This is a genomic window from Streptomyces sp. NPDC059785, from assembly GCF_042732375.1.
Classification (GTDB): domain Bacteria; phylum Actinomycetota; class Actinomycetes; order Streptomycetales; family Streptomycetaceae; genus Streptomyces.
On record NZ_JBHWHV010000008.1, the window covers coordinates 1 to 23,946 of the forward strand.

At 71.3% G+C, this 23,946-nt stretch carries 23 protein-coding genes; 16 read left to right on the forward strand and 7 right to left on the reverse strand.

The genetic code is table 11. The features are described 5' to 3' along the window. Positions 1 to 48 precede the first annotated feature (48 nt). A complete protein-coding gene (gene sepH, locus ACFV6E_RS08315; protein ID WP_385460035.1) occupies positions 49 to 1,101 on the reverse strand; it encodes a septation protein SepH in 1,053 nt (350 codons plus the stop codon). Between the two features lie 472 nt (positions 1,102 to 1,573). Between sepH and ACFV6E_RS08320 the strand changes: the two genes are divergently transcribed. Beyond that, positions 1,574 to 2,353, forward strand: coding sequence for a hypothetical protein (locus ACFV6E_RS08320; RefSeq protein WP_385460037.1), 780 nt, complete (start codon positions 1,574 to 1,576; stop codon positions 2,351 to 2,353). Here ACFV6E_RS08320 and ACFV6E_RS08325 read toward each other — a convergent pair. Both ACFV6E_RS08325 and ACFV6E_RS08330 read right to left on the reverse strand, forming a co-directional pair. After that, a complete protein-coding gene (locus tag ACFV6E_RS08325) occupies positions 2,277 to 3,596 on the reverse strand; it encodes a D-arabinono-1,4-lactone oxidase (protein ID WP_385159743.1) in 1,320 nt (439 codons plus the stop codon). The two genes, ACFV6E_RS08320 and ACFV6E_RS08325, sit on opposite strands and share 77 nt — an antisense overlap. Continuing rightward, on the reverse strand, positions 3,556 to 4,881 hold the full coding sequence (locus ACFV6E_RS08330) for an MFS transporter (RefSeq protein ID WP_385159812.1): 1,326 nt from the start codon (positions 4,879 to 4,881) through the stop codon (positions 3,556 to 3,558). Before ACFV6E_RS08330 ends, ACFV6E_RS08325 begins: the two co-directional genes overlap by 41 nt. An 80-nt stretch (positions 4,882 to 4,961) precedes the next feature. On the opposite strand from ACFV6E_RS08330, the gene ACFV6E_RS08335 reads away from it, so the two are divergent. Further along, the gene (locus ACFV6E_RS08335; RefSeq protein ID WP_385460039.1) at positions 4,962 to 6,089 is read left to right on the forward strand and encodes a ferrochelatase; all 1,128 of its coding nucleotides are present in this window, start codon (positions 4,962 to 4,964) and stop codon (positions 6,087 to 6,089) included. Between the two features lie 10 nt (positions 6,090 to 6,099). Continuing rightward, positions 6,100 to 6,924, forward strand: a complete 825-nt coding sequence (locus ACFV6E_RS08340) for an inositol monophosphatase family protein (RefSeq protein WP_385159747.1) — start codon at positions 6,100 to 6,102, stop codon at positions 6,922 to 6,924. Positions 6,925 to 7,101: 177 nt separating this feature from the next. Here the strand turns inward: ACFV6E_RS08340 and ACFV6E_RS08345 are convergent, their stop codons facing one another. After that, positions 7,102 to 7,275, reverse strand: a complete 174-nt coding sequence (locus tag ACFV6E_RS08345; protein ID WP_385159749.1) for a hypothetical protein — start codon at positions 7,273 to 7,275, stop codon at positions 7,102 to 7,104. Between the two features lie 442 nt (positions 7,276 to 7,717). On the opposite strand from ACFV6E_RS08345, the gene ACFV6E_RS08350 reads away from it, so the two are divergent. From ACFV6E_RS08350 to ACFV6E_RS08365, 4 genes are all read left to right on the forward strand, one after another. Further along, positions 7,718 to 8,371 carry a response regulator transcription factor gene (locus tag ACFV6E_RS08350; protein ID WP_385159751.1) on the forward strand — a complete coding sequence of 218 codons (654 nt, stop codon included), beginning with the start codon at positions 7,718 to 7,720 and terminating at the stop codon, positions 8,369 to 8,371. A gap of 5 nt (positions 8,372 to 8,376) precedes the next feature. Further along, entirely contained in the window at positions 8,377 to 9,627 is a 1,251-nt protein-coding gene (locus ACFV6E_RS08355) for a sensor histidine kinase (protein WP_385159753.1), read from the forward strand. 393 nt (positions 9,628 to 10,020) lie between these two features. Next, complete coding sequence (locus ACFV6E_RS08360) at positions 10,021 to 10,317, forward strand: DUF4193 domain-containing protein (RefSeq protein ID WP_005481602.1); 297 nt, start codon at positions 10,021 to 10,023, stop codon at positions 10,315 to 10,317. Positions 10,318 to 10,330: 13 nt separating this feature from the next. Continuing rightward, on the forward strand, positions 10,331 to 11,446 hold the full coding sequence (locus ACFV6E_RS08365; protein ID WP_385460041.1) for a hypothetical protein: 1,116 nt from the start codon (positions 10,331 to 10,333) through the stop codon (positions 11,444 to 11,446). A 125-nt stretch (positions 11,447 to 11,571) separates the two neighbouring features. On the opposite strand, the gene ACFV6E_RS08370 is transcribed toward ACFV6E_RS08365, so the two are convergent. Further along, a complete protein-coding gene (locus tag ACFV6E_RS08370) occupies positions 11,572 to 12,039 on the reverse strand; it encodes a DUF3093 domain-containing protein (protein WP_385460043.1) in 468 nt (155 codons plus the stop codon). A gap of 169 nt (positions 12,040 to 12,208) precedes the next feature. On the opposite strand from ACFV6E_RS08370, the gene ACFV6E_RS08375 reads away from it, so the two are divergent. The 8 genes from ACFV6E_RS08375 to ACFV6E_RS08410 all read left to right on the forward strand — a co-directional run bounded on the left by ACFV6E_RS08375 (position 12,209) and on the right by ACFV6E_RS08410 (position 19,929). Beyond that, positions 12,209 to 12,793 (forward strand): PaaI family thioesterase, encoded by a 585-nt coding sequence (locus tag ACFV6E_RS08375; protein WP_385460045.1) that lies wholly within the window; start codon positions 12,209 to 12,211, stop codon positions 12,791 to 12,793. Between the two features lie 143 nt (positions 12,794 to 12,936). Then, positions 12,937 to 13,431: a dUTP diphosphatase gene (dut, locus tag ACFV6E_RS08380; protein WP_385159763.1), complete on the forward strand. Its 495-nt coding sequence runs from the start codon at positions 12,937 to 12,939 to the stop codon at positions 13,429 to 13,431. A gap of 1 nt (position 13,432) precedes the next feature. Next, complete coding sequence (locus ACFV6E_RS08385; protein WP_385159765.1) at positions 13,433 to 14,221, forward strand: DUF3710 domain-containing protein; 789 nt, start codon at positions 13,433 to 13,435, stop codon at positions 14,219 to 14,221. 328 nt (positions 14,222 to 14,549) lie between these two features. Then, on the forward strand, positions 14,550 to 15,245 hold the full coding sequence (locus tag ACFV6E_RS08390; protein ID WP_385159767.1) for an ABC transporter ATP-binding protein: 696 nt from the start codon (positions 14,550 to 14,552) through the stop codon (positions 15,243 to 15,245). A 124-nt stretch (positions 15,246 to 15,369) separates the two neighbouring features. Then, positions 15,370 to 17,922 carry a DUF4118 domain-containing protein gene (locus ACFV6E_RS08395; protein ID WP_385460047.1) on the forward strand — a complete coding sequence of 851 codons (2,553 nt, stop codon included), beginning with the start codon at positions 15,370 to 15,372 and terminating at the stop codon, positions 17,920 to 17,922. Continuing rightward, entirely contained in the window at positions 17,910 to 18,626 is a 717-nt protein-coding gene (locus tag ACFV6E_RS08400; RefSeq protein WP_385159771.1) for a response regulator, read from the forward strand. Before ACFV6E_RS08395 ends, ACFV6E_RS08400 begins: the two co-directional genes overlap by 13 nt. A gap of 127 nt (positions 18,627 to 18,753) precedes the next feature. Next, positions 18,754 to 19,152 carry an OB-fold nucleic acid binding domain-containing protein gene (locus tag ACFV6E_RS08405; protein WP_385159773.1) on the forward strand — a complete coding sequence of 133 codons (399 nt, stop codon included), beginning with the start codon at positions 18,754 to 18,756 and terminating at the stop codon, positions 19,150 to 19,152. Positions 19,153 to 19,155: 3 nt separating this feature from the next. Beyond that, positions 19,156 to 19,929: a DUF3159 domain-containing protein gene (locus tag ACFV6E_RS08410; RefSeq protein ID WP_385460049.1), complete on the forward strand. Its 774-nt coding sequence runs from the start codon at positions 19,156 to 19,158 to the stop codon at positions 19,927 to 19,929. Positions 19,930 to 20,069: 140 nt separating this feature from the next. Here ACFV6E_RS08410 and ACFV6E_RS08415 read toward each other — a convergent pair whose 3' ends face one another. Beyond that, entirely contained in the window at positions 20,070 to 20,747 is a 678-nt protein-coding gene (locus ACFV6E_RS08415; protein WP_385159777.1) for a potassium channel family protein, read from the reverse strand. After that, a complete protein-coding gene (locus tag ACFV6E_RS08420; RefSeq protein ID WP_385159814.1) occupies positions 20,747 to 21,418 on the reverse strand; it encodes a potassium channel family protein in 672 nt (223 codons plus the stop codon). Before ACFV6E_RS08420 ends, ACFV6E_RS08415 begins: the two co-directional genes overlap by 1 nt. 408 nt (positions 21,419 to 21,826) lie before the next feature. Here ACFV6E_RS08420 and ACFV6E_RS08425 point away from each other — a divergent pair, with 408 nt between their 5' ends. After that, complete coding sequence (locus ACFV6E_RS08425; RefSeq protein ID WP_385159779.1) at positions 21,827 to 23,893, forward strand: APC family permease; 2,067 nt, start codon at positions 21,827 to 21,829, stop codon at positions 23,891 to 23,893. Positions 23,894 to 23,946: the final 53 nt, after the last annotated feature.

Below are 23,946 nucleotides of genomic sequence, written 5' to 3' on the forward strand. Positions count from 1 at the left end.
CACCCGGCCGGGTGCGGACCCCTTTTCCGGAGCCGGTGGGCCGCCGGACTACTCCTGCTTCTTCCTGCGGGTGCCGAAGACGATCTCGTCCCAGCTCGGGACGGCCGCACGGCGGCCGGGGCGCACGCCGTCGGCCTCGGCCTGACGGTCGGTGGCGCCGACGAGCCGGTCCCGGTGCGCGGTGACCGAGCGGGGCATCAGCACGTCCGCGTAGGCGGAGCCGGCCGAGGCGGCGGGGGCCGGGGGCTCCTCCGCCTCGGGCTCGGGTGCGGGCGGCTCCTCCACTGCGGGACGCTCGGTGGCCGAGGGGCGCTCGGGCACGACCATGTCGCCGCGGAAGCTCGGCACCGCTTCCAGCAGGCTGGTGAGCGAGTCGCGCTCGGCCGGGTTCTCCTCGGCCGGGTCCGGAGCGGCGGCCGGCAGGCTCGGCCGCTCGGACTGCCGGTCCAGGGCGCGGTCCAGCGGGCGGTCGCGGGGCAGCCGGGCGATCCGCGGCACGAACGGGAAGCTGGGCTCGGGCGCCGCGAGGTCGTCGGACTCGCCGATCAGCGAGCGCGCCTCGTCGTCCACGGCCTGGACCAGCCGCCGGGGCGGGTCGTAGGTCCAGCTCGCCGAGTGGGGCTCGCCCGCGACCCGGTAGACCAGCAGCACTTCCCAGGTGCCGTCGTCGCGGCGCCAGGAGTCCCACTGGACGGTGTCCTTCTCGGCGCCGCGGATCAGCAGCCGCTCCTGCACGGCCTCGCCGAGCTGCGGTCCGGCGTTCTCGCCGGGCCGGCGGACGGGGGTCTTACGGGCCCGCTCGGCCATGAAGGCGCGCTCCGCGAGCACGGGGCCCTCGAAGCGGCGGACGCGGTCGACGGGGATGCCGGCGAGCTGGGCGACCTCCTCCGCGGAGGCGCCGGCACGTATACGTGCCTGGATGTCTCGGGGGCGGAGATGGCTCTCCACCTCGATCTCGATCTGGCCGAGGCGGGGACGGTCGCCGCGCACGGCGGCGCGGAGCCGTTCGTCGATCGGAAGGGTGTACTCCGTGCTGTCCGCAGCCTTCAGCACCAGCCGTGTGCCGTCATTGGAGACGGCCACGACACGCAGTTCGGGCATGGGGACCTCCCGGGTGGTGCCTGCCGACGTCACGTGCGTCGCTGCTTCCGCTAGTCGAGTGTGGCCTGCCCGGGTGCAGCCTGCCACAACCTTGCCGAGTTGCCCGGCGTGTCGGGCGCGGGCCCAAGATCGCCGTTATGGCACGGTTACCTGTTCGCAACGCTAAGTGACGAAACTCATCACCCTGTGCAACGATCCCCCTCCCGGCGGTCCTGTGCAGGCCCCGGACACCCTGGCGGGAGTCCGGACCCAGGGCTCGCCACAGTACTCCATTCGGGCCACCTACGTGGATCGGCGCGCCGCTCAACTTCTTGCGCCGGGTGGGAGTTGGGCCCTCTCTTGCCGGTCTTCGTGAAGTAAAACGTGGCGCACTTCACGTAATCCCCAGAAACGGAACTAATCGTTTCGCCCGTACGTCCCCTTCTCGTGCAGTAGGTCGAGCAAGTACGGGAAAGGCAGGCAAGGTTCGGGAATGGGCGAGAAGTCGGAAGCCGCGCAGGAGCCGAGGAGGAAACGGGTGGACCTGAGCCTCCCGCAGGTCGCCGGCAGCGCCGTGGCCGCCGTGGTGGCGGCCAAACTGGCCTCCTACTTCGGGGTGTACGGGACGATCCTGGGTGCCGGGGTGGTGAGTGTGATCGCCACCTGCGGGGGCACGGTCTTCCAGCACTTCTTCAAGCGCACCGGTGAGCAGATCCGTGATGCGACGGCCCAGGGCAGGCCGGTCAGGCCCGGCCCGGCGCGGGAGCCGGGCGCCGTCACACCGGCGTACGAGTTCGGCGAAGGCACCGTCTATCGCGCGCGTGCCCGCGGCCGGCGGCGCCCGCTGATCGCCGCGGCCCTGGTCTTCGGCGTCACCATGGCGGGCATCACGACGTACGAGCTGGTGTCCGGCGACAGCTTCAGCGGCGGGGGCGGTACCACGGTCCGTGACGCGCTGACCGGCAACAACACGTCGTCCTCGGCGGACAGTACGCCGTCCCCCGACCCCTCGTCCTCGCCGTCCGCGTCGCAGGAGAGCGGCACCCCGACCGGTGGTGACGACTCGGCTCCGGGCGACGGGAGCACCCAGGAGCAGAGCCCGGCGCAGACCCCCGACGCCACTCCGAGCCAGGACGGCGACGGGGACTCCGGCGAGGACGCGACGAGTCCGGCGCCCACCCCGAGCGGCTCCGCGGCTACGACCCCAGAACCCGGCGCAAGTAGTCGTTCTGGAAGCGACGCTCCGGATCAAGCCGATCCCTCAGAGCGGTGAACTCGCCGAAGCGGGGATAGACCCCGGAGAAGTACTCGGCGTCCCGGGTGTGCACCTTGCCCCAGTGCGGCCGCCCCTCGTGGGCGGTGAAGATCCGCTCGGCGGCTGTGAAGTACGCCTGATAGGGCGTCCCCTTGAACATGTGGACGGCGATGTACGCGCTCTCCCGGCCGGACGCCGTGGAGAGCGCGATGTCGTCCGCGGGCGCCGTGCGGATCTCGACCGGGAAACTGACCCGCAGGCCCGAGCGGTCGACCGTCCGCCTCAGCTCGCGCAGCGCCTCGACGAGCGCCTCGCGCGGCACGGCGTACTCCATCTCCACGAAGCGCACCCGGCGCGGAGAAGTGAAGACCTTGTAGGGAATGTCGGTGTACGTCCGGGCGGACAGGGCGCGGCTGGAGACCGCGGCGATCGAGGGGATGGCCGCGGGGACGGCGCGGCCGAGCAGATTGGCCGCCCGGAAGACGCCGTTGGAGAGGAACTCGTCGTCGATCCAGCCGCTGAACCGGCCGACCGGCCGTTCGGGACCCACGCTGCGGTTGTTGCGCTTGGTGTTGCAGTTGCCGGTGTGCGGGAACCAGTAGAACTCGAAGTGCTCGTTCTCGGTGAAGAGTTCGTCGAACTCCGCGGTGACCCTGTCGAAGGTCATCGGTTCCTCGCGGGCGGTGAGCAGGAAGACGGGCTCCACGGAGAAGGTGATCGCGGTGACGATCCCCAGGGCGCCGAGTCCGACCCGGGCCGCCGCGAAGACGTCGGGGTTCTCCCGCTCGGAGCAGCTGAGCACCGAGCCGTCGGCTGTGACCAGCTCCAGTCCTTTGATCTGCGCGGCGATCGAGGCCGAGTCGCGTCCGGTGCCGTGCGTGCCCGTACTGGTCGCCCCCGAGACCGTCTGCTCCATGATGTCGCCCATGTTCGTCAGCGACAGTCCCTCGCGCGCGAGAGCCAGGTTGAGGCGCTTGAGCGAGGTGCCCGCGCCGACGGTGACGGTGCCGGCCGCCCGGTCGATCTCCCGTATCCCGCTGAGCAGCTGAGGGCGGACCAGCACCCCGTCGGTCGCGGCGGCGGCCGTGAAGGAGTGCCCGGTGCCGACGGCCTTCACCCGCAGACCGTCCTCGGCGGCCGTGCGCACGGCCGCGGCGAGCTCGTCCACGGAGGCGGGCGCGACCTCCCGCGCCGGACGGGCGGTGACAGTGCCCGCCCAGTTACGCCACGTTCCGCTCCGCCCGGTCGCTGTGCTGCTCATGGGTCCCCTCCTGCCGCGGAACCGGCCTGGTCAGCCGGCGGTGGCCGAGCAGACCCACCACGACCGCGACGGCCCCGGAGACCGCCGGAACCCCGTACCCGGCCTTCGCGCCGGCGGTGTCGATCACCCAGCCGGACACGGAGGAGCCGAGCGCGACCCCGACCGCGAGCCCGGTGCTCACCCAGGTCATCCCCTCGGTCAGTTTCGCGCGTGGGACGTGCTGCTCTATGAGGGACATCGTCGTGATCATCGTCGGCGCGATGGACAGCCCCGCAACGAACAGCGCCACGGCCAGCAACGGCAGGTTCCCGACCAGTAGGAGGGGGATCATACTCACGGCCATCGCGCAGATGCCCAGCAGCCACCTGCGTTCCGGCGCCCCCGCGAAGCGCAGCAGCCCGAATACGGCACCCGCGGCACAGGAACCCGCCGCGTACACCGCGAGGACGACGCTCGCGGCGCCCTTGTGCCCGCGCTCCTCGGCGAAGGCCACGGTCACCACGTCGACCGCGCCGAAGATCGCCCCGGTCGCCACGAAGGTCGCCACCAGCACCTGGAGCCCCGCCGAGCGCAGCGCCGAGCCGCCGGTGTGGTGCTCGCGCGGATGCGGCACCGGCTCGGTCGCCTGCTGGGAGGTCAGCCAGAAGACACCGGCCGCGAGGAAGCATGCGGCCAGCAGCGGACCCGCCTCCGGGAACCAGACCGTGGACAGACCGATGGAAATGATCGGCCCGAAGATGAAGCAGACCTCGTCCACCACCGACTCGAAGGAGTACGCGGTGTGCAGCTGCGGGGTGCCCCCGTACAGGGCCGCCCAGCGGGCCCGGATCATCGCGCCGACGCTCGGCACGCAGCCGATGCCGGCCGCGCACACGAACAGCGCCCAGTCCGGCCACCCGAAGTGCGCGGCGAGCAGCAGTCCGGCGGCCGCCGCCAGCGCGAGCAGCGTCGCCGGGCGCAGCACCCGCCGCTGCCCGTACCGGTCCACGAGCCGCGACACCTGCGGGCCGAGCGCCGCCGCGGCCAGCGCGATCGTCGCCGAGAGCCCGCCGGCCAGCCCGTAACGGCCGGTGAGCTGGGAGATCATCGTCACGACGCCGATGCCCATCATGGACAGCGGCATCCGGCCGAGGAATCCCGCGGCGGAGAAGCCCTTGGAGCCGGGGGCGGCGAACAGGGCGCGGTAGGGGCTGGGCACGGGGTGTCCTTGGTCGGGATCCGGTGAGGAGCGGGGTCGGGAGGCTGGGCCGCGGGGCCGGGTAAGGCGTAAAGCCAGCCGACACAGCTTACGGGTACGAAAAGCCCATGTACGCCGCGCCGTGGGCCCCGATCCCGGTTGTCAGTGGCGGGTGGGAGGATCTACGCATGCCAGACGTGCTCGATGCCAGCCCCTACGACGCCCTGCTCCTGCTGTCCTTCGGCGGCCCCGAGGGCCCCGACGACGTGGTCCCGTTCCTGGAGAACGTGACGCGGGGCCGCGGCATCCCCAAGGAACGCCTGAAGGAAGTGGGCCAGCACTACTTCCTGTTCGGCGGGGTCAGCCCGATCAACGCCCAGAACCGCGCCCTCCTGGACGCCCTGCGCAAGGACTTCGCGGCGGCCGGCCTCGACCTCCCGGTCTACTGGGGCAATCGGAACTGGGCGCCGTACCTGATCGACACCCTCCGCGAGATGGTCGCCGACGGCCGCCGCCGCATCCTGGTCCTGGCCACCAGCGCCTACGCCTCGTACTCGGGCTGCCGCCAGTACCGGGAGAACCTGGCGGAGGCCCTGGCCACGCTGGAGACCGAGGGTCTGCCGGTGCCCCACGTGGACAAGCTGCGTCATTACTTCAACCACCCCGGTTTCGTGCGGCCCATGACCGAGGGCGTCCTGAAGTCGCTGGCCGAGCTGCCCGAGGAGGTCCGGGCCGGCGCGCACCTGGCGTTCACCACGCATTCCATCCCCACCTCCGCCGCCGACACCAGCGGCCCGGAGCCGGAGCACGGGGACGGCGGAGCCTACGTCAGGCAGCACCTGGACGTCGCCCGGGTGATCGCCGACGCGGTCCGCGAGGAGACCGGCATCGACCACCCCTGGCAGCTCGTCTACCAGTCGCGCTCCGGCGCCCCGCACATTCCGTGGCTCGAGCCGGACATCTGCGACCACCTGGAGGAGCGGCACGCCGCCGGGGTCCCGGCCGTCGTGATGGCCCCCATCGGCTTCGTCTCCGACCACATGGAAGTGCTGTACGACCTGGACACCGAGGCCACCGCCAAGGCGGCCGAGCTGGGCCTGCCGGTGCGCCGCTCGGCCACCGTGGGCGCCGACCCCCGCTTCGCCGCCGCGATCCGCGACCTCGTCCTGGAGCGCGCCGCCACCGAGAGCGGGCGGGCCGTCGCGCCCTGCGCCCTCGGCGCCCTGGGCGCGAGCCACGACCTGTGCCCCGTGGGCTGCTGCCCCGCCCGCGCCCCCAGGCCCGCCGCCGCGGGCGCCGACAGCCCCTACGCCTGAGGTTCTACGCATGAGGAGCGAAGTGACCGCCACCGCGAACGACCGGCTCAGCGCGGAACTGCTGGACCTGGCGCTGGAGGCCGCCCACCGCGCGGGCACCTTCCTGCGCGACGGCCGCCCCGCAGACCTGGGCGTGGCCGCCACCAAGACCAGCGCCGTCGACGTCGTCACCGAGATGGACATCGCCTCCGAGAAGCTGATCACCGCCATGCTCGCCGACCGCAGACCGGACGACGGCGTGCTCGGCGAGGAGGGCGCCAGCGTGGCGGGCACCAGCGGCGTCGAGTGGGTGATCGACCCGATCGACGGCACGGTGAACTATCTGTACGGGCTGCCGAGCTGGGCCGTGTCCATCGCGGCCCGCAAGGACGGCGAGACCCTCGTCGGCGTGGTGCACGCGCCCGTGCGCGGCGAGACCTTCCGCGCCGTGCTCGGCGGCGGCGCGTTCCTGAACGACCGGCCGGTCCGGGTCCGGCGGGCCCCCGACCTCGCGCTGGCCCTCGTCGGCACGGGCTTCGGCTACCTCGCCGAGCGCCGCGCCCGGCAGGCCGACGTCGTACGGGAGCTGATCCCCGAGGTGCGGGACATCCGCCGCGGCGGCTCGGCCGCGATCGACCTGTGCGACGTGGCGGCGGGCCGCCTCGACGCGTACTACGAGCGCGGGCTGAACCCGTGGGACTACGCGGCGGGCGACCTGATAGCCCGCGAGGCGGGCGCGCTCACCGGTGGACGCCCCTCAGAGCCCCTGTCGACCGAGCTGACCGTGGCGGCCCCGCCCGGCCTCTTCGAGCCGCTCCAGACCCGGCTGGAAGCCCTCGGCGCCTGGCACGACTGACGACCGCCGGCACGCGCCGGCGCCCACGTCCGGCGACCGGTCGTCAGGACATCAGGGCGTACGGACATCAGGCGTACGGACATCAGGCGTACGGACATTGAGGAATCAAGGCTTACGGACATGCGGCGGGGCCCCGGTACTGGATCGATACCGGGGCCCCGCCGACGTACGAATGGATCAGGCGTGCATTGCGCCGACCTTCACACCGTGCTCCGCCGCCAGGCGGTGCAGGTCCTCGAGCTCGCCCTGCTCGACCTCCGCGAGGAAGTCGTCGCCTGTCTCGCGGGCCCGCGTCAGGTCGGACTCGGTCGCCTCTATGCGCTGCAGAAGTCCTGCGGTGAAAGCGTCCATGCTGCGCCCCCTCGTCCTGGGTCGTGGGTCGGTGGCACGGGGGTGTGCCGTTCGGAAGGGGCGATCACGTCTCTCAGGGGTGCCCAGCGCTGCCCGGGCTGGGCGGCGACGGTGCCGGACACCCACGCCCGCTCTGCGGAGAAGCGGGTTGGCGTACCGGGGGACGGCTTGCCACGAGCAGAGCGTGATCGCGGGGTGTAAAGCCGTCCTCCCCCTGTCTCCTCGCGGGGAAACCTCGGCCGCACGAGAAAATCCGGCATTTCTGGGCCGGGCTCCGGACCTCGCGTCCGGCCCGCGTCCGGCTGGTCTCCGCCCGTCTCCGCCCCCGCCTTACAGCCGACTTATGGCCGAAAAGGGCAGGATGGAGGTCTTACCGGAGACAGACAGCGCTCACGCGCGCCCATGCGGCGCCGCGCGGGCGGACAGAGGAAGGACAAGCGACGTGCGCGTACTCGTCGTCGAGGACGAGCAGCTGCTCGCCGATGCGGTGGCCACCGGACTGCGCCGGGAGGCCATGGCCGTCGACGTCGTGTACGACGGTGCGGCCGCCCTGGAGCGCATCGGCGTGAACGACTACGACGTGGTCGTCCTCGACCGCGACCTCCCCCTGGTGCACGGCGACGACGTCTGCCGCAAGATCGTCGAGCTCGGCATGCCCACCCGCGTGCTGATGCTCACGGCCTCCGGCGACGTCAGCGACCGGGTCGAGGGGCTGGAGATCGGCGCCGACGACTATCTGCCCAAGCCCTTCGCGTTCAGCGAGCTCACCGCGCGCGTACGGGCCCTCGGACGCCGTACGAGCGTCCCGCTGCCGCCCGTCCTGGAGCGGGCCGGCATCAAGCTCGACCCGAACCGGCGCGAGGTCTTCCGCGACGGCACCGAGGTCCAGCTCGCGCCGAAGGAGTTCGCCGTCCTGGAGGTGCTGCTGCGCAGCGAGGGCGCCGTGGTCTCGGCCGAGCAGCTCCTGGAGAAGGCCTGGGACGAGAACACGGACCCGTTCACCAACGTGGTGCGGGTGACCGTCATGACCCTGCGCCGCAAGCTCGGCGAGCCGCCGGTGATCGTCACCGTGCCCGGCTCGGGCTACCGGATCTGACCCCCGTGGCCGGCACACCCGCACCCCCGGCGGCACCCCCGAAGCCGACCTGGGACCCGAGGAAACCGCAGACACCGTTCCCCTGGCTGCGGCCGACCATCCGGATACGGCTCACCCTGCTCTACGGCGGCATGTTCCTGATCGCCGGCATCCTGCTGCTGTCGATCATCTATCTGCTCGCCGCGCAGGCCCTGACCGTCGGCAGCGAACTGCCCTTCAAGATCACTTACGGCGGCGTCACCAGCCAGACCTGCAATTTCCCGCAGAAGCTGACGGCCAGCGAGCTCAACGACGCGATGTACGCCTGCGTCAACGAGCAGCGCCAGCACGCGCTCGACGACCTGCTCAGCCGCTCGCTGCTCGCGCTCCTCGGCCTCGCGATCATCGCCTTCGCCTTCGGCTACGCGATGGCGGGCCGGGTGCTCTCGCCGCTCGGCCGGATCACCCGCACCGCGCGCGCGGTGGCGGGCTCGGACCTGTCCCGGCGCATCGAGCTGGACGGCCCGGACGACGAGCTGAAGGAGCTCGCGGACACCTTCGACGACATGCTGGAACGGCTCCAGCGGGCCTTCACCGCCCAGCAGCGGTTCGTCGGGAACGCCTCGCACGAGCTGCGGACGCCGCTGGCGATCAACCGCACGCTCCTGGAGGTGCACCTCTCCGACCCCGGAGCCCCGGTGGAGCTCCAGCAGCTCGGCAAGACGCTGCTCGCGACCAACGAGCGCAGCGAGCAGCTCGTCGAAGGGCTGCTGCTGCTCGCCCGCAGCGACAACCAGATCGTCGAGCGCAAGCCCGTGGACCTCGCCGAGGTGGCCTCGCAGGCGATCGACCAGGCCAGGAGCGAGGCGGACGCCAAGGGCGTGGAGATCCGCGGCGAGCGGGCTCCCGCGGTGGTCCAGGGCAACGGCGTACTGCTGGAGCGGATCGCCCTGAACCTGGTGCAGAACGCTGTGCGGTACAACGTGCCGACCGGTGACGCCGTACCGGAGCGCGGCTGGGTCGAGGTGACCACCGAGGTCCAGCACGGCCAGGCGGTGCTGGTCGTCTCCAACACCGGGCCCGTGGTGCCCGCGTACGAGATCGACAATCTTTTCGAGCCCTTCCGGCGGTTGCGTACCGAGCGCACGGGCAGCGACAAGGGCGTGGGCCTCGGCCTTTCCATCGTCCGCTCGGTCGCCCGCGCGCACGGCGGACACATCCACGCGGAGCCGCGGGAGGGAGGTGGGCTCGTGATGCGGGTCACCCTGCCGGTCTGAGAGCATGTCGCCGACACACGGCGATGTTCGCTTTGCGCGGAATTTTCGGGGCACTCGTCCCGGAGTCCAATGTGTGATCGATCACAGAAGCGATTTTCAGGCCATCTACTCTCTGTGATCATGTGGACCCCCAGAAAGCCCGTAAAATCCGGGTTTTCGGGGGTCTTGATCACGGGAAGTACACGGTGAGACCGCTTTGAAGTGCGACATTCGGACCGTGTACGGTCCCCATCGCCATCCAAGCCGATCACTCATGAGGAGTCCGGTTGGGTGTCGATTGAGTAACAGACCTTGATGTGAGGCAAAATCTCCGCCTCGGGTCGGGCACAAGTCCGGCCTCTCACGCGTTACGTGCGCTGGAGACACCGCAGACACCCAGAGGGGGAGAGCGACATGGCAACGGATTACGACACCCCACGCAAGACCGACGACGACGTCGACTCGGACAGCCTTGAAGAGCTGAAGGCCAGGCGGAACGACAAGTCGACCTCCGCGGTCGACGTCGACGAGTTCGAGGCCGCCGAAGGCCTGGAGCTGCCCGGCGCGGACCTCTCGAACGAGGAGCTGGCCGTCCGGGTGCTGCCCAAGCAGCAGGACGAGTTCACCTGCATGAGCTGCTTCCTGGTGCACCACCGCAGCCAGCTGGCCCGCGAGAAGAACGGTCAGCCGATCTGCCGCGACTGCGACTGAGGCAGGGTCGGCCGTGACTGGCTCGACCCCTCCTTGGAAGCGCCGCTTCCCGCGGGGAGCGGACGTGGAGCCGCAGGACGGCTCTGTGGAGTCGCAGAGCGGCTCCCGCGACGGTGACGACGGCGGTGACGGCCCGGGGCCGTACGACGGCTCCGGCGGCGCGCGTGACGACGAGCGAGGCTCTTCCCCGACGGGAACAGCCTCGCTCGAAGCGCGTGAAGCGGATTCCGAAGCGCGTGAAGCGAATCCGGTCGCCGATGTCACCGAGATCACCGATGCCGGCGATGACGCCGTCGACGCCGCTGCGCCGGGTGCCCGGCGTCGCGCACTGGTCGGGCGGTACGGCTTCGCCGGGCGGCACGATCTCTTCGGTCGGGACGGCTTCGTCGGGCGGTACAACCCGGTCGGGCGGTACGACCTCAGAGAAGGCTTTCGCAAGGGCGGCAGCCGGGCGAGAGCGGGCCTGGCGTACATCGCCGACCGCATCATCGACACCGCTCCGCGCGTCCCCGTACGGGACCTCGCGACCCTCCGCAAGCAGTTCCCGGGCCTCGGCCCCGAACAGCTCGCGGACAGACTCGTCGCCGGCGCAGCCGCCGCGACGTCCACCGTGGGAGCCGGTATCGGCGCGGCCGCGATGCTGCCCGTACCTCCCGCGATGCCCACAGAACTCGCCGCCGAGATCACCGGCGTCGCCGCGATCGAGCTGAAGCTGATCGCCGAACTGCACGAGGTCTACGGCCTGCGGCCCCCCGGCACCCTCACCCAGCGCAGCACCACGTATCTGAACTCGTGGTCCGGCGAGCGCGGGATCGTGGTGACCAGACCGTCCACCTTCAGCACCGCCCTCGGCGGGCCCATGAAGCGTGAGCTGCGGCAGCAGATCATGAAGCGGATGATGAGGGACCTGCCCAACCTGATGCCGTTCATGGTCGGAGCGGCCGTGGGGGCGGTCATGAACAGCCGTGACACCAGACGGCTCGCGGGGCGTATCCGGGCCGATCTGCGCAAGGCGCAGGTGCCGTGGGACGCGTTGCCGGAGCTGCCGCCGCTGGAGCGGCCTGTGCGGCCGCGTCCGCGCGCTCTGGGGGGCGGGGAGTTCCGGCGGGAGTTCGGGGCCGGGGACTGAACGTTCGCCCGCGGGCGGGCCGCGCCTGCGTGGCGGTCCCGGCGCGTAACGCCTGCGTGGTGGTGCTGGCGGGTTACGCCTGTGCGGTGGTGCGGCGGGTTACGCCTGTGCGGTGGTGCGGCGGGTTACGCCTGTGCGGTGGTGCGGGCGGATTTCAGGGCGGCGGCCAGACGCTGCGGTTCCCGGGTCGACAGGTAGAGGTACGGGGTCGGGTCCTGCGGGTCGGTGACACGTACCCGCAGGGCCGTCGGGATGTACGCCCGCAGCAGCATGAAGGCGCGCGGGTCCGCCTTGTACGTGCGCCAGGCCCGTGCCTCCTCCTGGTCCATGATCTCGGCCTCGCCGAGCGCCGTGACCGGGATCTTCGCCTCGCCGGCCACCAGGGAGTCGCCGACCACGCGGATGCGGACCGAGCCGTAGGAGCTGGCCACGATCGCCGCCACCGCCGTACCGCCCACGAGGCCGCCGAGCAGCGGCAGGGTGCCGAACGGGAGCAGGACCAGGGCCATCGCGATGCCCACCAGCAGGCACATCGCCCACCAGCTCCGGGGGGCGGTGAGGCGTTCTTCGTACGGCGGGGCGGAGAGCTGCATGGAGCAAGCTTGGCACGGTTCGCGTGCCGCGCCGGAGCAGGGGGCTCGGTTGTTGTTCTCGCTTTGAGTTGTCTTTGCTTCGGGTCCTGGGGTGGGTTCGGTGGGGAGGAGGGGGCGCTGCGGGTTCGGGGCGCTGTGCTTTCAGGGTGGGCGGGTAAGGTCTGCGGCTGTGAGTGGTACTTCCGCAGCTCTGACGCCCCCCGCCGACGCCGCAGCGCCGGTGCGGCACCCCGACGCGCCCGCCCCGGGCGAGCTCCTCGGCGCCCATTACGGACAGTGTTTCGGCTGTGGCGATGAGCAGGCCCACGGCCTGCACCTCGCCGCCCGGGCGGGCGAGGGGGTGCGGATCACGGCGGAGTTCACCGTGCGGCCCGCCCACCAGGGGGCGCCCGGACTGGCGCACGGCGGCGTGCTCGCGACCGCGCTCGACGAGACGCTCGGCTCGCTGAACTGGCTGCTGCGCACCATCGCGGTCACCGGCCGCCTCGAGACCGACTTCGTGCGGCCCGTGCCGGTGGGCACCGTGCTGTTCCTGGAGGCGGAGGTCACCGCCGTCGCCGGGCGCAAGATCTACTCCACCGCCACCGGGCGTATCGGCGGTCCCGACGGGCCCGTCGCCGTCCGCGCGGACGCGCTCTTCATCGAGGTCAAGGTCGAGCACTTCACCTCGAACGGGCGGCCCGAGGAGATCCGGGCCGCCATGGACGATCCCGACCAGGTCCGGCGGGCCCGGGCCTTCGAGGTGAACCCGTGAGCCGCGAGCACGGTGGACCCCGCGAAAGCCGCGAGCACGGTGGATCCCGCGAAAGCCGCGAGCACGGTGGATCCCGCGAAAGCCGCGAGCACGGTGGATCCCGCGAAGACCGGGGGCTCCGTGGACCCCGTCCGGAACTCGACGTGCTGATCCGGCGCATAGACCCCGACGTGCCCCTGCCGTCGTACGCGCAGCCCGGTGACGCCGGAGCCGATCTGCGGACCACCGAGAGCTGCGAACTCGCGCCCGGTGAGCGGACCGTTCTGCCCACCGGGGTGTCTGTCGCGCTGCCGGAGGGGTACGCGGCCTTCGTGCACCCGCGTTCCGGCCTCGCCGCCCGCTGCGGTGTCGGTCTCGTGAATGCCCCGGGGACGGTTGATGCCGGGTACCGTGGGGAGATCAAGGTGATCGTGGTGAATCTCGACCCGCGCGAGTCCGTGCGGTTCGAGCGCTTCGACCGGATTGCCCAACTGGTCGTCCAGCAGGTCGAGAAGGTCCGCTTCCAGGAGGTCGCGGAGCTTCCCGGCTCGGCGCGGGCCACAGGGGGCTTCGGGTCCACCGGCGGGCATGCCGCCGTGGGCGGCACAGCGGGTGGGAATCGATACGCTTCGGTCGTATCCGACCGGGAAGGACAGTGACGTGTTCGGACGTCGCAAGAAGGGCAGTGCCGCCGAGGACGCGGCGAGCGAGGCCGAGCAGGTCGTCGAGGATGTCGAGGGTGCCGATGGTGTCGGTACCGAGGCGGACGAGACGGACGAGGCGGAGCGGGAGCGGGTGCGGCTCGAGCCGGAGCCGCGGCCCGATGGTCCTTGGGACGACTCCGAGGTGCGCGATCCGGCCGAGGGCCGGGTCGACCTGGGCGGTCTGTTCGTGCCGGGAGTCGACGGCATGGAGCTGCGGGTCGAGGTCGCGGGTGACGCGATCGTCGCGGCCACCGTCGTGCTGAAGGACAGCGCGATCCAACTCCAGGCGTTCGCGGCGCCCAAGCGTGAGGGCATCTGGGGCGAGGTGCGCGAGGAGATCGCCTCCGGCATCACCCGGCAGGGTGGTGTCATCGACGAGGTCGAGGGGCCGCTCGGCTGGGAGCTGCGGGCGCAGGTGCCGGTGCAGCTGCCGGACGGTACGGGTGGTTTCCAGGTCGTACGGTTCGTGGGTGTGGACGGGCCCCGCTGGTTCCTGCGCGGGGTGATCTCCGGGCAGGGGGCGGTGCAGCCGGCCGCCGCGGGGCTGCTCGAGCAGATCTTCCGGGACACCGTGGTGGTCCGGGGCGAGGGGCCGATGGCTCCGCGGGATCCGATCGTGCTGAAGCTGCCGAACGATGCGCAGATGGTGCCCGAGGGTGTCGCGCAGGAGGAGCAGGGCGGGTCCCGGTTCTCCGGTGGCATGGGGCAGCTTGCCCGGGGACCGGAGATCACCGAGGTTCGCTGACGCGTGTGCGTGCGTGGGTCGCATCCCTGACCGGGGGTGCGGCCCTTTTGTGCGTCCTGCGCGCCGTGCCTGCCGGTTGTGAGTCGGGGCCGCGCCGGTACATCCGCCCGTCGCTTGCGAGGTCGCCCGGCCTCGTGAGAAAGGTGCCCTCTCGGTACGACCACACAATCGACGGGCATGTGATGTACCGGCACTGCCCCTTCGGTGCGGATTGCGGCTGCGGGCAGTGCGGAGAAGGGCTTCGAGATCTTGGGTGCGGCCGGTGGCGAGTCGTTGCCCGGTGCCCTGCCCGTTGTTCATACTGGCGCCCGGTCTACGGGGGAGGGGCATGAACAGCCAGGTCATGACGGGCACGATGGTGCGCGTGGAGGATGTGCGGCGGTCCTACGGGAGCGGGGCCGGTGCCGTGCACGCGTTGCGGGGGGTTTCCTTCGAGGTCGCTCGGGGGGAGTTGGTCGCTCTCAAAGGGCGTTCGGGGTCCGGGAAGACCACTCTGCTCAATCTCGTCGGCGGGCTCGACGCTCCCGACGGCGGGCGCGTGCTCGTCGACGGGGTCGATCTCGGCGGGCTCGGGGAGGACGGGCTGCTCGCTCTGCGGCGGGAGAGGGTCGGGTTCGTCTTCCAGTCGTTCGGGCTCATTCCCATTCTCACTGCCGCCGAGAACGTGGGGGTCCCTCTGCGGTTGCGGCGGGCCGCGCCGCGGGAGCGGGAGGAGCGCGTCGAGCTTCTGCTGTCCTTGGTGGGGCTGTCGGACCATGCCGAGCAGCGGCCCGGGGAGCTGTCCGGCGGGCAGCAGCAGCGGGTGGCCATCGCCCGGGCCCTCGCCAACAATCCCTCGCTGCTCATCGCCGACGAACCCACCGGGCAGCTCGACGCCGAGACCGGTATCGCGGTGATGGAGCTGCTGCGTGCCGTCGTACGCAGTGAGCGGGTGACCGCTCTGGTCGCGACGCACGACTCGGCTCTGCTGGGGCTCGCCGACCGGGTGCTGGAGCTGAGCGACGGGGTCGTGGTCGAGAGCTGAGCCGCGGGCGCGTCAGGGTTGTGTCAAGGAGCTGCCGCGCTGCCTTCGGCGGGCCGTTTCTCCGGGAGTGCTGCCCTTATGGTCGTCACGGCGTGTACCGCCGTGACGGGAAGACAATGAGGGCATGGGACGCGGCAAGCTTCGGATATATCTCGGTGCGGCACCGGGCGTCGGCAAGACCTACGCGATGCTGTCCGAGGGCCACCGCCGGGTGGAGCGGGGTACCGACTGTGTCGTCGCCTTCGTCGAGCATCACGGGCGGCCGCGCACCGAGGTGATGCTGCACGGGCTCGAGCAGGTCGGGAGGCGAGAGCTCGAGTACCGGGGCTCCCGCTTCGGTGAGATGGATGTCGATGCCGTGCTGGCGCGGGCGCCGGTGGTGGCCCTCGTGGACGAGCTCGCGCACACGAACGTCCCGGGCTCGCGCAATGCCAAGCGGTGGCAGGACGTCGAGGAGCTGCTCGCCGCCGGTGTCGACGTCGTCTCGACCGTCAATATCCAGCATCTCGAGTCGCTGGGGGACGTCGTCGAGTCCATCACCGGGGTGCGGCAGCGGGAGACCGTGCCGGACGAGGTGGTGCGGCGGGCCGATCAGATCGAGCTTGTCGACATGTCGCCCGAAGCGCTGCGGCGGCGGATGGCGCACGGGAACATCTACCAGCCGGACAACGTCGACGCGGCTCTGTCCAACTACTTCCGGCCCGGCAACCTGACCGCTCTGCGTGAGCTGGCGCTGCTCTGGGTCGCCGACCGGGTCGACGCCTATCTGACCGAGTACCGCAACGAGCACCGGGTGTCCGCGATCTGGGGTTCGCGGGAGCGGATCGTGGTCGGGCTCACCGGGGGGCCGGAAGGGCGCACGCTGATACGGCGGGCCGCGCGGCTGGCCGAGAAGGGCGCGGGCGGTGAAGTACTCGCCGTCTACATCGCCCGCAGTGACGGGCTCACCTCCGCCTCGCCCAAGGAACTCGCCGTGCAGCGCACGCTCGTGGAGGATCTGGGCGGGACCTTCCACCACGTCGTCGGTGACGACATTCCCGCTGCCCTGCTCGACTTCGCCCGGGGGGTCAATGCCACGCAGATCGTGCTGGGCTCCTCGCGCCGCAAGACCTGGCAGTACGTGTTCGGGCCCGGCGTCGGTGCCACGGTCGCCCGGGAGTCGGGGCCCGACCTCGACGTGCACATCGTCACCCACGAGGAGATCGCCAAGGGGCGGGGGCTGCCGGTCGCCCGCGGTGCGCGGCTCGGCCGGTCCCGGATCGTCTCGGGCTGGCTGGCGGGCGTCGCCGGACCGGCTCTGCTGGCGGTCGCGCTGACCCACACCGACGCCGACCTCGGCATCGCCAACGACATGCTGCTGTTCCTGTCGCTGACCGTGGCCGCCGCGCTGCTCGGCGGGCTGCTGCCGGCCCTGGCCTCCGCCGCCTTCGGCTCCCTGCTGCTCAACTACTTCTTCGCCCCGCCGGTGCACCGGTTCACCGTCTCCGATCCCAAGAACATCGTCGCCATCGTGGTGTTCTTCGGTGTCGCCGTGTCGGTCGCGTCGGTGGTCGATCTCGCCGCCCGGCGCACTCATCAGGCGGCCCGGCTGCGCGCGGAGTCGGAGATACTCTCCTTCCTCGCCGGGAGCGTGCTGCGCGGGGAGACCAGTCTCGAAGCGCTGCTGGAGCGGGTGCGGGAGACCTTCGCCATGGACTCCGTGGCGCTGCTCGAACGTACCGGGGACGTCGCGCCCTGGACCTGTGCGGGCAGTGTCGGGCCCCGGCCGCTGGAGCGGCCCGAGGACGCGGACGTGGACGTACCGGTCGGCGCCCACATGGCGCTCGCGCTCTCCGGCCGGGTGCTGCCCGCGGAGGACCGGCGGGTGCTCGCCGCGTTCGCCGCCCAGGCCGCGGTGGTCCTGGACCGGCGGCGCCTCAAGTCCGCCGCCGACGAGGCACGCGCGCTGGCCGAGGGCAACCGCATCCGTACCGCCCTGCTCGCGGCCGTCAGCCACGACCTGCGCACCCCGCTGGCCGGGATCAAGGCGTCGGTCACCTCCCTGCGCTCCGCCGACGTCGAGTGGTCGGAGGACGACCAGGCGGAACTGCTCGCCGGGATCGAGGACGGCGCCGACCGTCTCGACCACCTCGTGGGCAATCTGCTGGACATGTCCCGGCTCCAGACCGGCACCGTCACGCCGCTGATCCGCGCCATCGACCTGGATGAAGTCGTGCCCATGGCGCTCGGCGGGGTGCCCGAGGACAGCGTCGACCTGGACATCCCCGAGAGTCTGCCGATGGTCGCCGTCGACGCGGGGCTGCTGGAACGCTCGGTGGCCAATCTCGTCGAGAACGCCGTCAAGTACAGCCGGGCCGGGGAGCGGGTGCTGGTCGCCGCGAGCGCGCTGGGCGACCGGGTCGAGGTCCGGGTCGTGGACCGCGGGCCCGGCGTCCCCGACGAGGCCAAGGACCGTATCTTCGCGCCCTTCCAGCGCTACGGCGACGCGCCCCGGGGCGCCGGGGTCGGCCTCGGCCTCGCGGTCGCGCGCGGCTTCGCCGAGGCCATGGAAGGCACCCTCGACGCCGAGGACACCCCCGGCGGCGGACTCACCATGGTGCTCAGCCTCCGTGCCGTGCGCGGCCGGGCCGCGGCGGGCGCCACGACAGCGGAAAGGCTGACGCCATGCGGCGACTGACCGGGACCGGTGCCCGGACCCCCACCAGGGTGCTGGTGGTCGACGACGAGCCGCAGCTCACACGCGCGCTCGTGATCAACCTCAAGGCCCGCAAGTACGAGGTCGACGCGGCCCCCGACGGGGCCACCGCCCTGGAGCTCGCCGCCGCCCGCCACCCGGACGTCGTGGTGCTCGACCTCGGCCTGCCCGACATGGACGGCGTCGACGTGATCCGGGGACTGCGCGGCTGGACCCGGGTGCCGATCCTGGTGCTCTCCGCCCGGCATTCCTCCGACGAGAAGGTCGAGGCGCTCGACGCGGGCGCCGACGACTACGTCACCAAGCCGTTCGGCATGGACGAGCTGCTGGCCCGGCTGCGCGCCGCCGTCCGCCGCGCGGAACCCGTCGGGGACGGCACGGACGACGTGACCGTACGGACCGCGGACTTCACCGTCGACCTGGCGGCCAAGAAGGTCAACCGGGGCGGCCGGGACGTACGGCTGACGCCCACGGAGTGGCATCTGCTGGAGGTGCTGGTGCGCAACAGCGGCCGCCTCGTCGGGCAGAAACAGCTCCTCCAGGAGGTCTGGGGCCCGTCGTACGGTACGGAGACGAACTACCTGCGGGTGTACATGGCGCAGCTGCGGCGCAAGCTGGAGGCGGACCCCGCCCACCCGCGGCACTTCATCACCGAGGCGGGCATGGGATACCGGTTCGAACGCTGACCCGGACGGGCGGGGATCCAGGGGACGGGAAGGGCGGGGAGCGGACGAGGTGGTGCGGGCGCCCGGGGTCTCACGGTCCGGCCCGCGCGGGGGCGTCGGTGTCGGCGGGCCCCGGTACGCTTTCTGTATGAGTGCTGCTCCGCGTCCCGAGAAGCCGACGGGCCGGTTCCGGCGCATGCTCGACCGGCTGTCCACGTCCCAGGAGGACCTGGAGTCGGAGGAGCTCCGCGAGGACACCGAGACCACTGGCTGCACGCGCATCGGCGACTGCCACGACCGGCAGGTCGTCACCGTTACTGGTACCTTGCGCACGGTCACCCTGCGCCCGCGGGCGGGTGTCCCGGCCCTGGAGGCCGAGCTGTTCGACGGTTCGGCGGCCCTGGACGTGGTGTGGCTCGGCCGGCGCTCCATCGTCGGCATCGAGCCGGGCCGCAAACTCATCGCTTCGGGCCGGGTCTCGATGAGCCGGGGCCGTAGGGTGCTGTTCAACCCGAAGTACGAACTCAGACCCCTCGGACGGGAGTAGCCGGTGACGTCGCTCGACAAGCCGACCGAAGACGCCCAGCAGGATTCGAGGGCGGTGACCGAGGCCGCGCTCTTCGAGGCGTTCGGCGGGGTCCGGGGCATGGTCGAGACGGTCCTGCCCGGCCTGCTCTTCGTCAGCATCTTCACGGTCAACAAGGACCTGCACCTGTCGGCGATCGCCGCGCTCGCGGTGTCGCTGCTCCTGGTCGTGGTCCGCCTGGCCATGCGGGACACCGTCAAGCACGCCTTCAGCGGTGTCTTCGGCGTCGCCTTCGGTGTCGTCTTCGCGATGATGACCGGCAACGCCAAGGACTTCTACCTGCCGGGCATGCTCTACACGCTCGGTCTCGCGCTCGCCTACATCGTGACGACCCTCGCCGGCGTCCCGCTGATCGGCCTGATCCTCGGCCCGGTCTTCAAGGAGAACCTCTCCTGGCGCACCCGCAACCCGGGCCGCAAGAAGGCGTACGCCAAGGCGAGCTGGGCCTGGGGCCTGATCCTGCTCGCCAAGTGCGCGATCCTCTTCCCGCTCTACTGGTGGGCCGACACCACCCAGCTCGGCTGGGTCCTGGTCGCTCTGAAGATCCCGCCCTTCCTGCTCGCCGTCTGGCTCACCTGGGTCTTCCTGGCCAAGGCGCCCGCCCCGATCGACGTCTTCGCCGAGATGGAGGCCGCGGAGAAGGCCGAGAAGGCGGAGAAGGCGGAGCGTGAGCTCGGCGCTTCGGCCGCCGAGGAGCGCGGCGAGAGCGGGCCCGCCCGGCACCGCCGGGAGGCGTAGGCCGCGTGCCCGGTGCGGGCGCGGCACCGTGCGGCGTAGCGGCCCTCGGCCGTACGACGGCCCTGGCGTGGAGCCCGTACCCGTAAAGACGTGAGGGGCGCCCGGGAGATCCGGGCGCCCCTCAGTCGTATGTCCCGCGGTCAGCCCGTCGCGTCCGCGCGGCGCACCGAGAGCAGGTCCTCCAACTGTTCCTCGCGGGCCTGCGCGGCCACGAAGAGGAGTTCGTCACCGGCCTCCAGGGAGTCCTCCTGGGACGGGGTGAGCACGCGGGTACCGCGGATGATGGTGACCAGGGAGGTGTCCTGGGGCCACTCGACGTCCCCGACCTGGGTGCCGGCCAGGGCCGACTCCGGCGGCAGGGTCAGCTCGACCAGGTTGGCGTCGCCGTGGCTGAAGCGCAGCAGCCGGACCAGGTCGCCGACGCTGACGGCCTCCTCGACCAGGGCCGACATCAGCCGCGGGGTGGAGACGGCGACGTCCACGCCCCAGGACTCGTTGAACAGCCACTCGTTCTTCGGGTTGTTCACCCGGGCGACGACCCGCGGCACCCCGTACTCGGTCTTCGCGAGCAGCGAGACGACCAGGTTGACCTTGTCGTCGCCGGTGGCCGCGATGACCACGTTGCAGCGCTGGAGCGCGGCCTCGTCGAGCGAGGTGATCTCGCAGGCGTCGGCGAGCAGCCACTCCGCCTGCGGCACGCGCTCGACCGAGATCGCGGTCGGCGCCTTGTCGATCAGCAGGACCTCGTGCCCGTTCTCCAGCAGTTCGCCCGCGATCGAGCGGCCCACGGCGCCGGCACCGGCAATGGCGACCCTCATCAGTGACCGGCCTCCTCTTCAGGGCCCTCGGCGAACGCCGCCTCGACCTTCTCGACGTCGTCCGTGCGCATCATCACATGCACCAGGTCGCCCTCCTGGAGCACCGTCTGCGAGGTCGGCAGCATCGCCTCGCCCAGCCGGGTGAGGAACGCCACGCGCACCCCGGTCTCCTCCTGGAGCCGGCTGATCTTGTGGCCGACCCAGGACGGCGAGGCGTGCACCTCGGCGAGCTGGACCCCGCCGGTGGGGTCGCGCCACAGCGGTTCGGCACCCGAGGGCAGTAGCCGGCGGAGCATCTGGTCGGCCGTCCAGCGGACGGTGGCCACGGTCGGGATGCCGAGCCGCTGGTAGACCTCGGCCCGCCGGGGGTCGTAGATGCGCGCCGCGACGTTCTCGATGCCGAACATCTCGCGGGCCACCCGGGCGGCGATGATGTTGGAGTTGTCACCGCTGGAGACGGCGGCGAAGGCGCCCGCCTCCTCGATGCCGGCCTCGCGCAGGGTGTCCTGGTCGAAGCCGACCCCGGTGACACGGCGGCCGCCGAACCCGGAGCCCAGTCGTCGGAAGGCGGTGGGGTCCTGGTCGATCACGGCGACCGTGTGCCCCTGTTGCTCCAGGGTCTGGGCAAGAGCGGAGCCCACTCTTCCGCAGCCCATGATGACGATGTGCACGACCGTCCTTCCGATCTCAATGGTCACAGCTCAGGTGGAACAGGGTCTCAGACCGCGGCCCAAGCTACACACGCGCGGTACGGCGACGGCACCCCCTTGCAGGTAGCCCGCGCGGTCGCCGGTACCCGGACACGGGCTCTCAGCGCCGGCTGATGCTGCGGACGCTGGCAAGAGTCAGGAATCCGAGGCCGGCCAGTCCGGCGAGGGCGCCGACGAGCTCCGCGGTGGTGTGCATGAGGTCTCCAATGGCAGTGGGAGGGGAGGGAGAAGAGCGGGGTTTCGTCATATAGGCATGTCAATCTCTCCGGCCACGGAATCCGCAGCGGGGAGGGTCGGCTAATTCACTCGTAGGGCAGATGCCGGGTGGCGGGTGGGCGGGTGCCCGTTCGAACGCTTACGATCCTCTGCGTGTCCAAACTGACCGACGTGCCCAAACGGATCTTGATCGGGCGCGCCCTGCGCAGTGACCGGCTCGGAGAGACTCTCCTGCCGAAGCGCATCGCCCTCCCCGTCTTCGCCTCCGACCCCCTCTCCTCCGTGGCGTACGCCCCCGGAGAAGTGCTGCTGGTCCTGTCGATCGCGGGCGTGTCGGCCTACCACTTCAGCCCCTGGATCGCGGTCGCGGTCGTGGTGCTGATGTTCACGGTCGTGGCCTCGTACCGGCAGAACGTGCACGCGTACCCGAGCGGCGGCGGCGATTACGAGGTGGCCACCACCAACCTCGGGCCCAAGGCCGGCCTCACGGTCGCCAGCGCGCTGCTCGTCGACTACGTCCTCACCGTCGCCGTGTCCATCGCCTCCGGCATCGAGAACCTCGGCTCCGCCGTGCCCTTCGTGGTCGAACACAAGGTGATCTGCGCGGTCGCCGTCATCGTGCTGCTGACCCTGATGAACCTGCGCGGGGTCAAGGAGTCCGGGAAGCTCTTCGCGATCCCGACGTACGTCTTCGTCGCGGGCGTCTTCATCATGATCGTCTGGGGTGCCTTCCGCGGCCTCGTCCTCGACGACACGATGCGCGCGCCGACCGCCGACTTCCACATCAAGGCCGAGCACCAGGGGCTCGCGGGCTTCGCCCTGGTCTTCCTGCTGCTGCGCGCCTTCTCCTCCGGCTGCGCGGCGCTCACCGGTGTCGAGGCGATCTCCAACGGCGTCCCGGCGTTCCGCAAGCCCAAGTCGAAGAACGCCGCGACGACGCTCGCGATGATGGGCCTGCTCGCCGTCACCATGTTCTGCGGCATCATCGCCCTGGCCATGACGACCAAGGTCCGGATGGCCGAGAACCCCGCGGCCGACCTGATCCACAACGGCAGGCCGGTCGGCTCCGGCTATGTCCAGGACCCGGTGATCTCCCAGGTCGGCGAGGCCGTGTTCGGGCACAACAGCTTCCCGTTCATCGTGCTCGCCGCGGCCACCGCGCTGGTCCTCTTCCTCGCCGCCAACACCGCGTACAACGGCTTCCCGCTGCTCGGCTCGATCCTGGCGCAGGACCGCTACCTGCCGCGCCAGCTGCACACCCGCGGCGACCGGCTCGCCTTCTCCAACGGCATCGTGCTCCTCGCGGGCGCCGCCATGCTGCTGGTGATCATCTACGGGGCCGACTCGACCCGGCTGATCCAGCTCTACATCGTCGGCGTCTTCGTCTCCTTCACGCTCAGCCAGACCGGCATGGTGCGCCACTGGAACCGCCACCTGGCCACCGAGCGCGACCCGGCCAAGCGCCGCCACATGGTCCGCTCCCGGGCCATCAACACCTTCGGCGCCTTCTTCACCGGGCTGGTCCTGGTCGTCGTCCTCTTCACCAAGTTCACCCACGGTGCCTGGGTCGCGCTGCTCGGCATGTGCATCTTCTACGCGACGATGAGCGCGATCCGTAAGCACTACGACCGGGTCGCCACCGAGATCGCCGCGCCCGAGGTCCCCTCCGACGACAGCGTCCGGCCCTCCCGCGTCCACTCCGTCGTCCTCATCTCGCGCATCCACCGTCCGACCCTGCGCGCCCTCGCCTACGCCAAACTGCTGCGCTCCGACACCCTCGAAGCGCTCAGCGTCAACGTCGACCCGGCGGAGACCAAGGCCCTGCGCGCGGAGTGGGAACGGCGCGGCATCGACGTACCCCTGAAGGTCCTCGACTCGCCCTACCGCGAGATCACCCGCCCGATCATCGAGTACGTGAAGGGGCTGCGCCGGGAGTCCCCGCGCGACGCGGTCTCCGTGATCATCCCCGAGTACGTGGTCGGCCACTGGTACGAGCACCTGCTGCACAACCAGAGCGCCCTGCGCCTCAAGGGCCGCCTGCTGTTCACCCCCGGCGTCATGGTGACCTCCGTGCCCTACCAGCTCGAGTCCTCCGAGGCCGCGAAGAAGCGGGCCCGCAGGCGCGCGGACTGGAGTGCGCCCGGAGCGGTGCGGCGGGGGCCGGCGGAGACGCGGCCGAGGGAGTCCTCGGGTACGGGTTCATCCGGTTCAAAGGGCTGACGGCCGGGCTCACGGAAGGGCTGACGGCTCGTGTTCGGCGGCCGGGCGGCGCC

Bases quoted from the DNA above. Each gene is read 5' to 3' on its own strand.
- ACFV6E_RS08320 (WP_385460037.1), top strand. From the start codon at position 1,574: ATGGGCGAGAAGTCGGAAGCCGCGCAGGAGCCGAGGAGGAAACGGGTG.
- ACFV6E_RS08395 (WP_385460047.1), top strand. From the start codon at position 15,370: ATGGGACGCGGCAAGCTTCGGATATATCTCGGTGCGGCACCGGGCGTC.
- sepH (WP_385460035.1), bottom strand. From the start codon at position 1,101: ATGCCCGAACTGCGTGTCGTGGCCGTCTCCAATGACGGCACACGGCTG.
- ACFV6E_RS08325 (WP_385159743.1), bottom strand. From the start codon at position 3,596: ATGAGCAGCACAGCGACCGGGCGGAGCGGAACGTGGCGTAACTGGGCG.
- ACFV6E_RS08345 (WP_385159749.1), bottom strand. From the start codon at position 7,275: ATGGACGCTTTCACCGCAGGACTTCTGCAGCGCATAGAGGCGACCGAG.
- ACFV6E_RS08415 (WP_385159777.1), bottom strand. From the start codon at position 20,747: ATGAGGGTCGCCATTGCCGGTGCCGGCGCCGTGGGCCGCTCGATCGCG.
- ACFV6E_RS08405 (WP_385159773.1), top strand. From the start codon at position 18,754: ATGAGTGCTGCTCCGCGTCCCGAGAAGCCGACGGGCCGGTTCCGGCGC.
- ACFV6E_RS08400 (WP_385159771.1), top strand. From the start codon at position 17,910: ATGCGGCGACTGACCGGGACCGGTGCCCGGACCCCCACCAGGGTGCTG.
- ACFV6E_RS08370 (WP_385460043.1), bottom strand. From the start codon at position 12,039: ATGCAGCTCTCCGCCCCGCCGTACGAAGAACGCCTCACCGCCCCCCGG.
- ACFV6E_RS08390 (WP_385159767.1), top strand. From the start codon at position 14,550: ATGAACAGCCAGGTCATGACGGGCACGATGGTGCGCGTGGAGGATGTG.
- ACFV6E_RS08340 (WP_385159747.1), top strand. From the start codon at position 6,100: ATGAGGAGCGAAGTGACCGCCACCGCGAACGACCGGCTCAGCGCGGAA.
- ACFV6E_RS08335 (WP_385460039.1), top strand. From the start codon at position 4,962: ATGCCAGACGTGCTCGATGCCAGCCCCTACGACGCCCTGCTCCTGCTG.
- ACFV6E_RS08360 (WP_005481602.1), top strand. From the start codon at position 10,021: ATGGCAACGGATTACGACACCCCACGCAAGACCGACGACGACGTCGAC.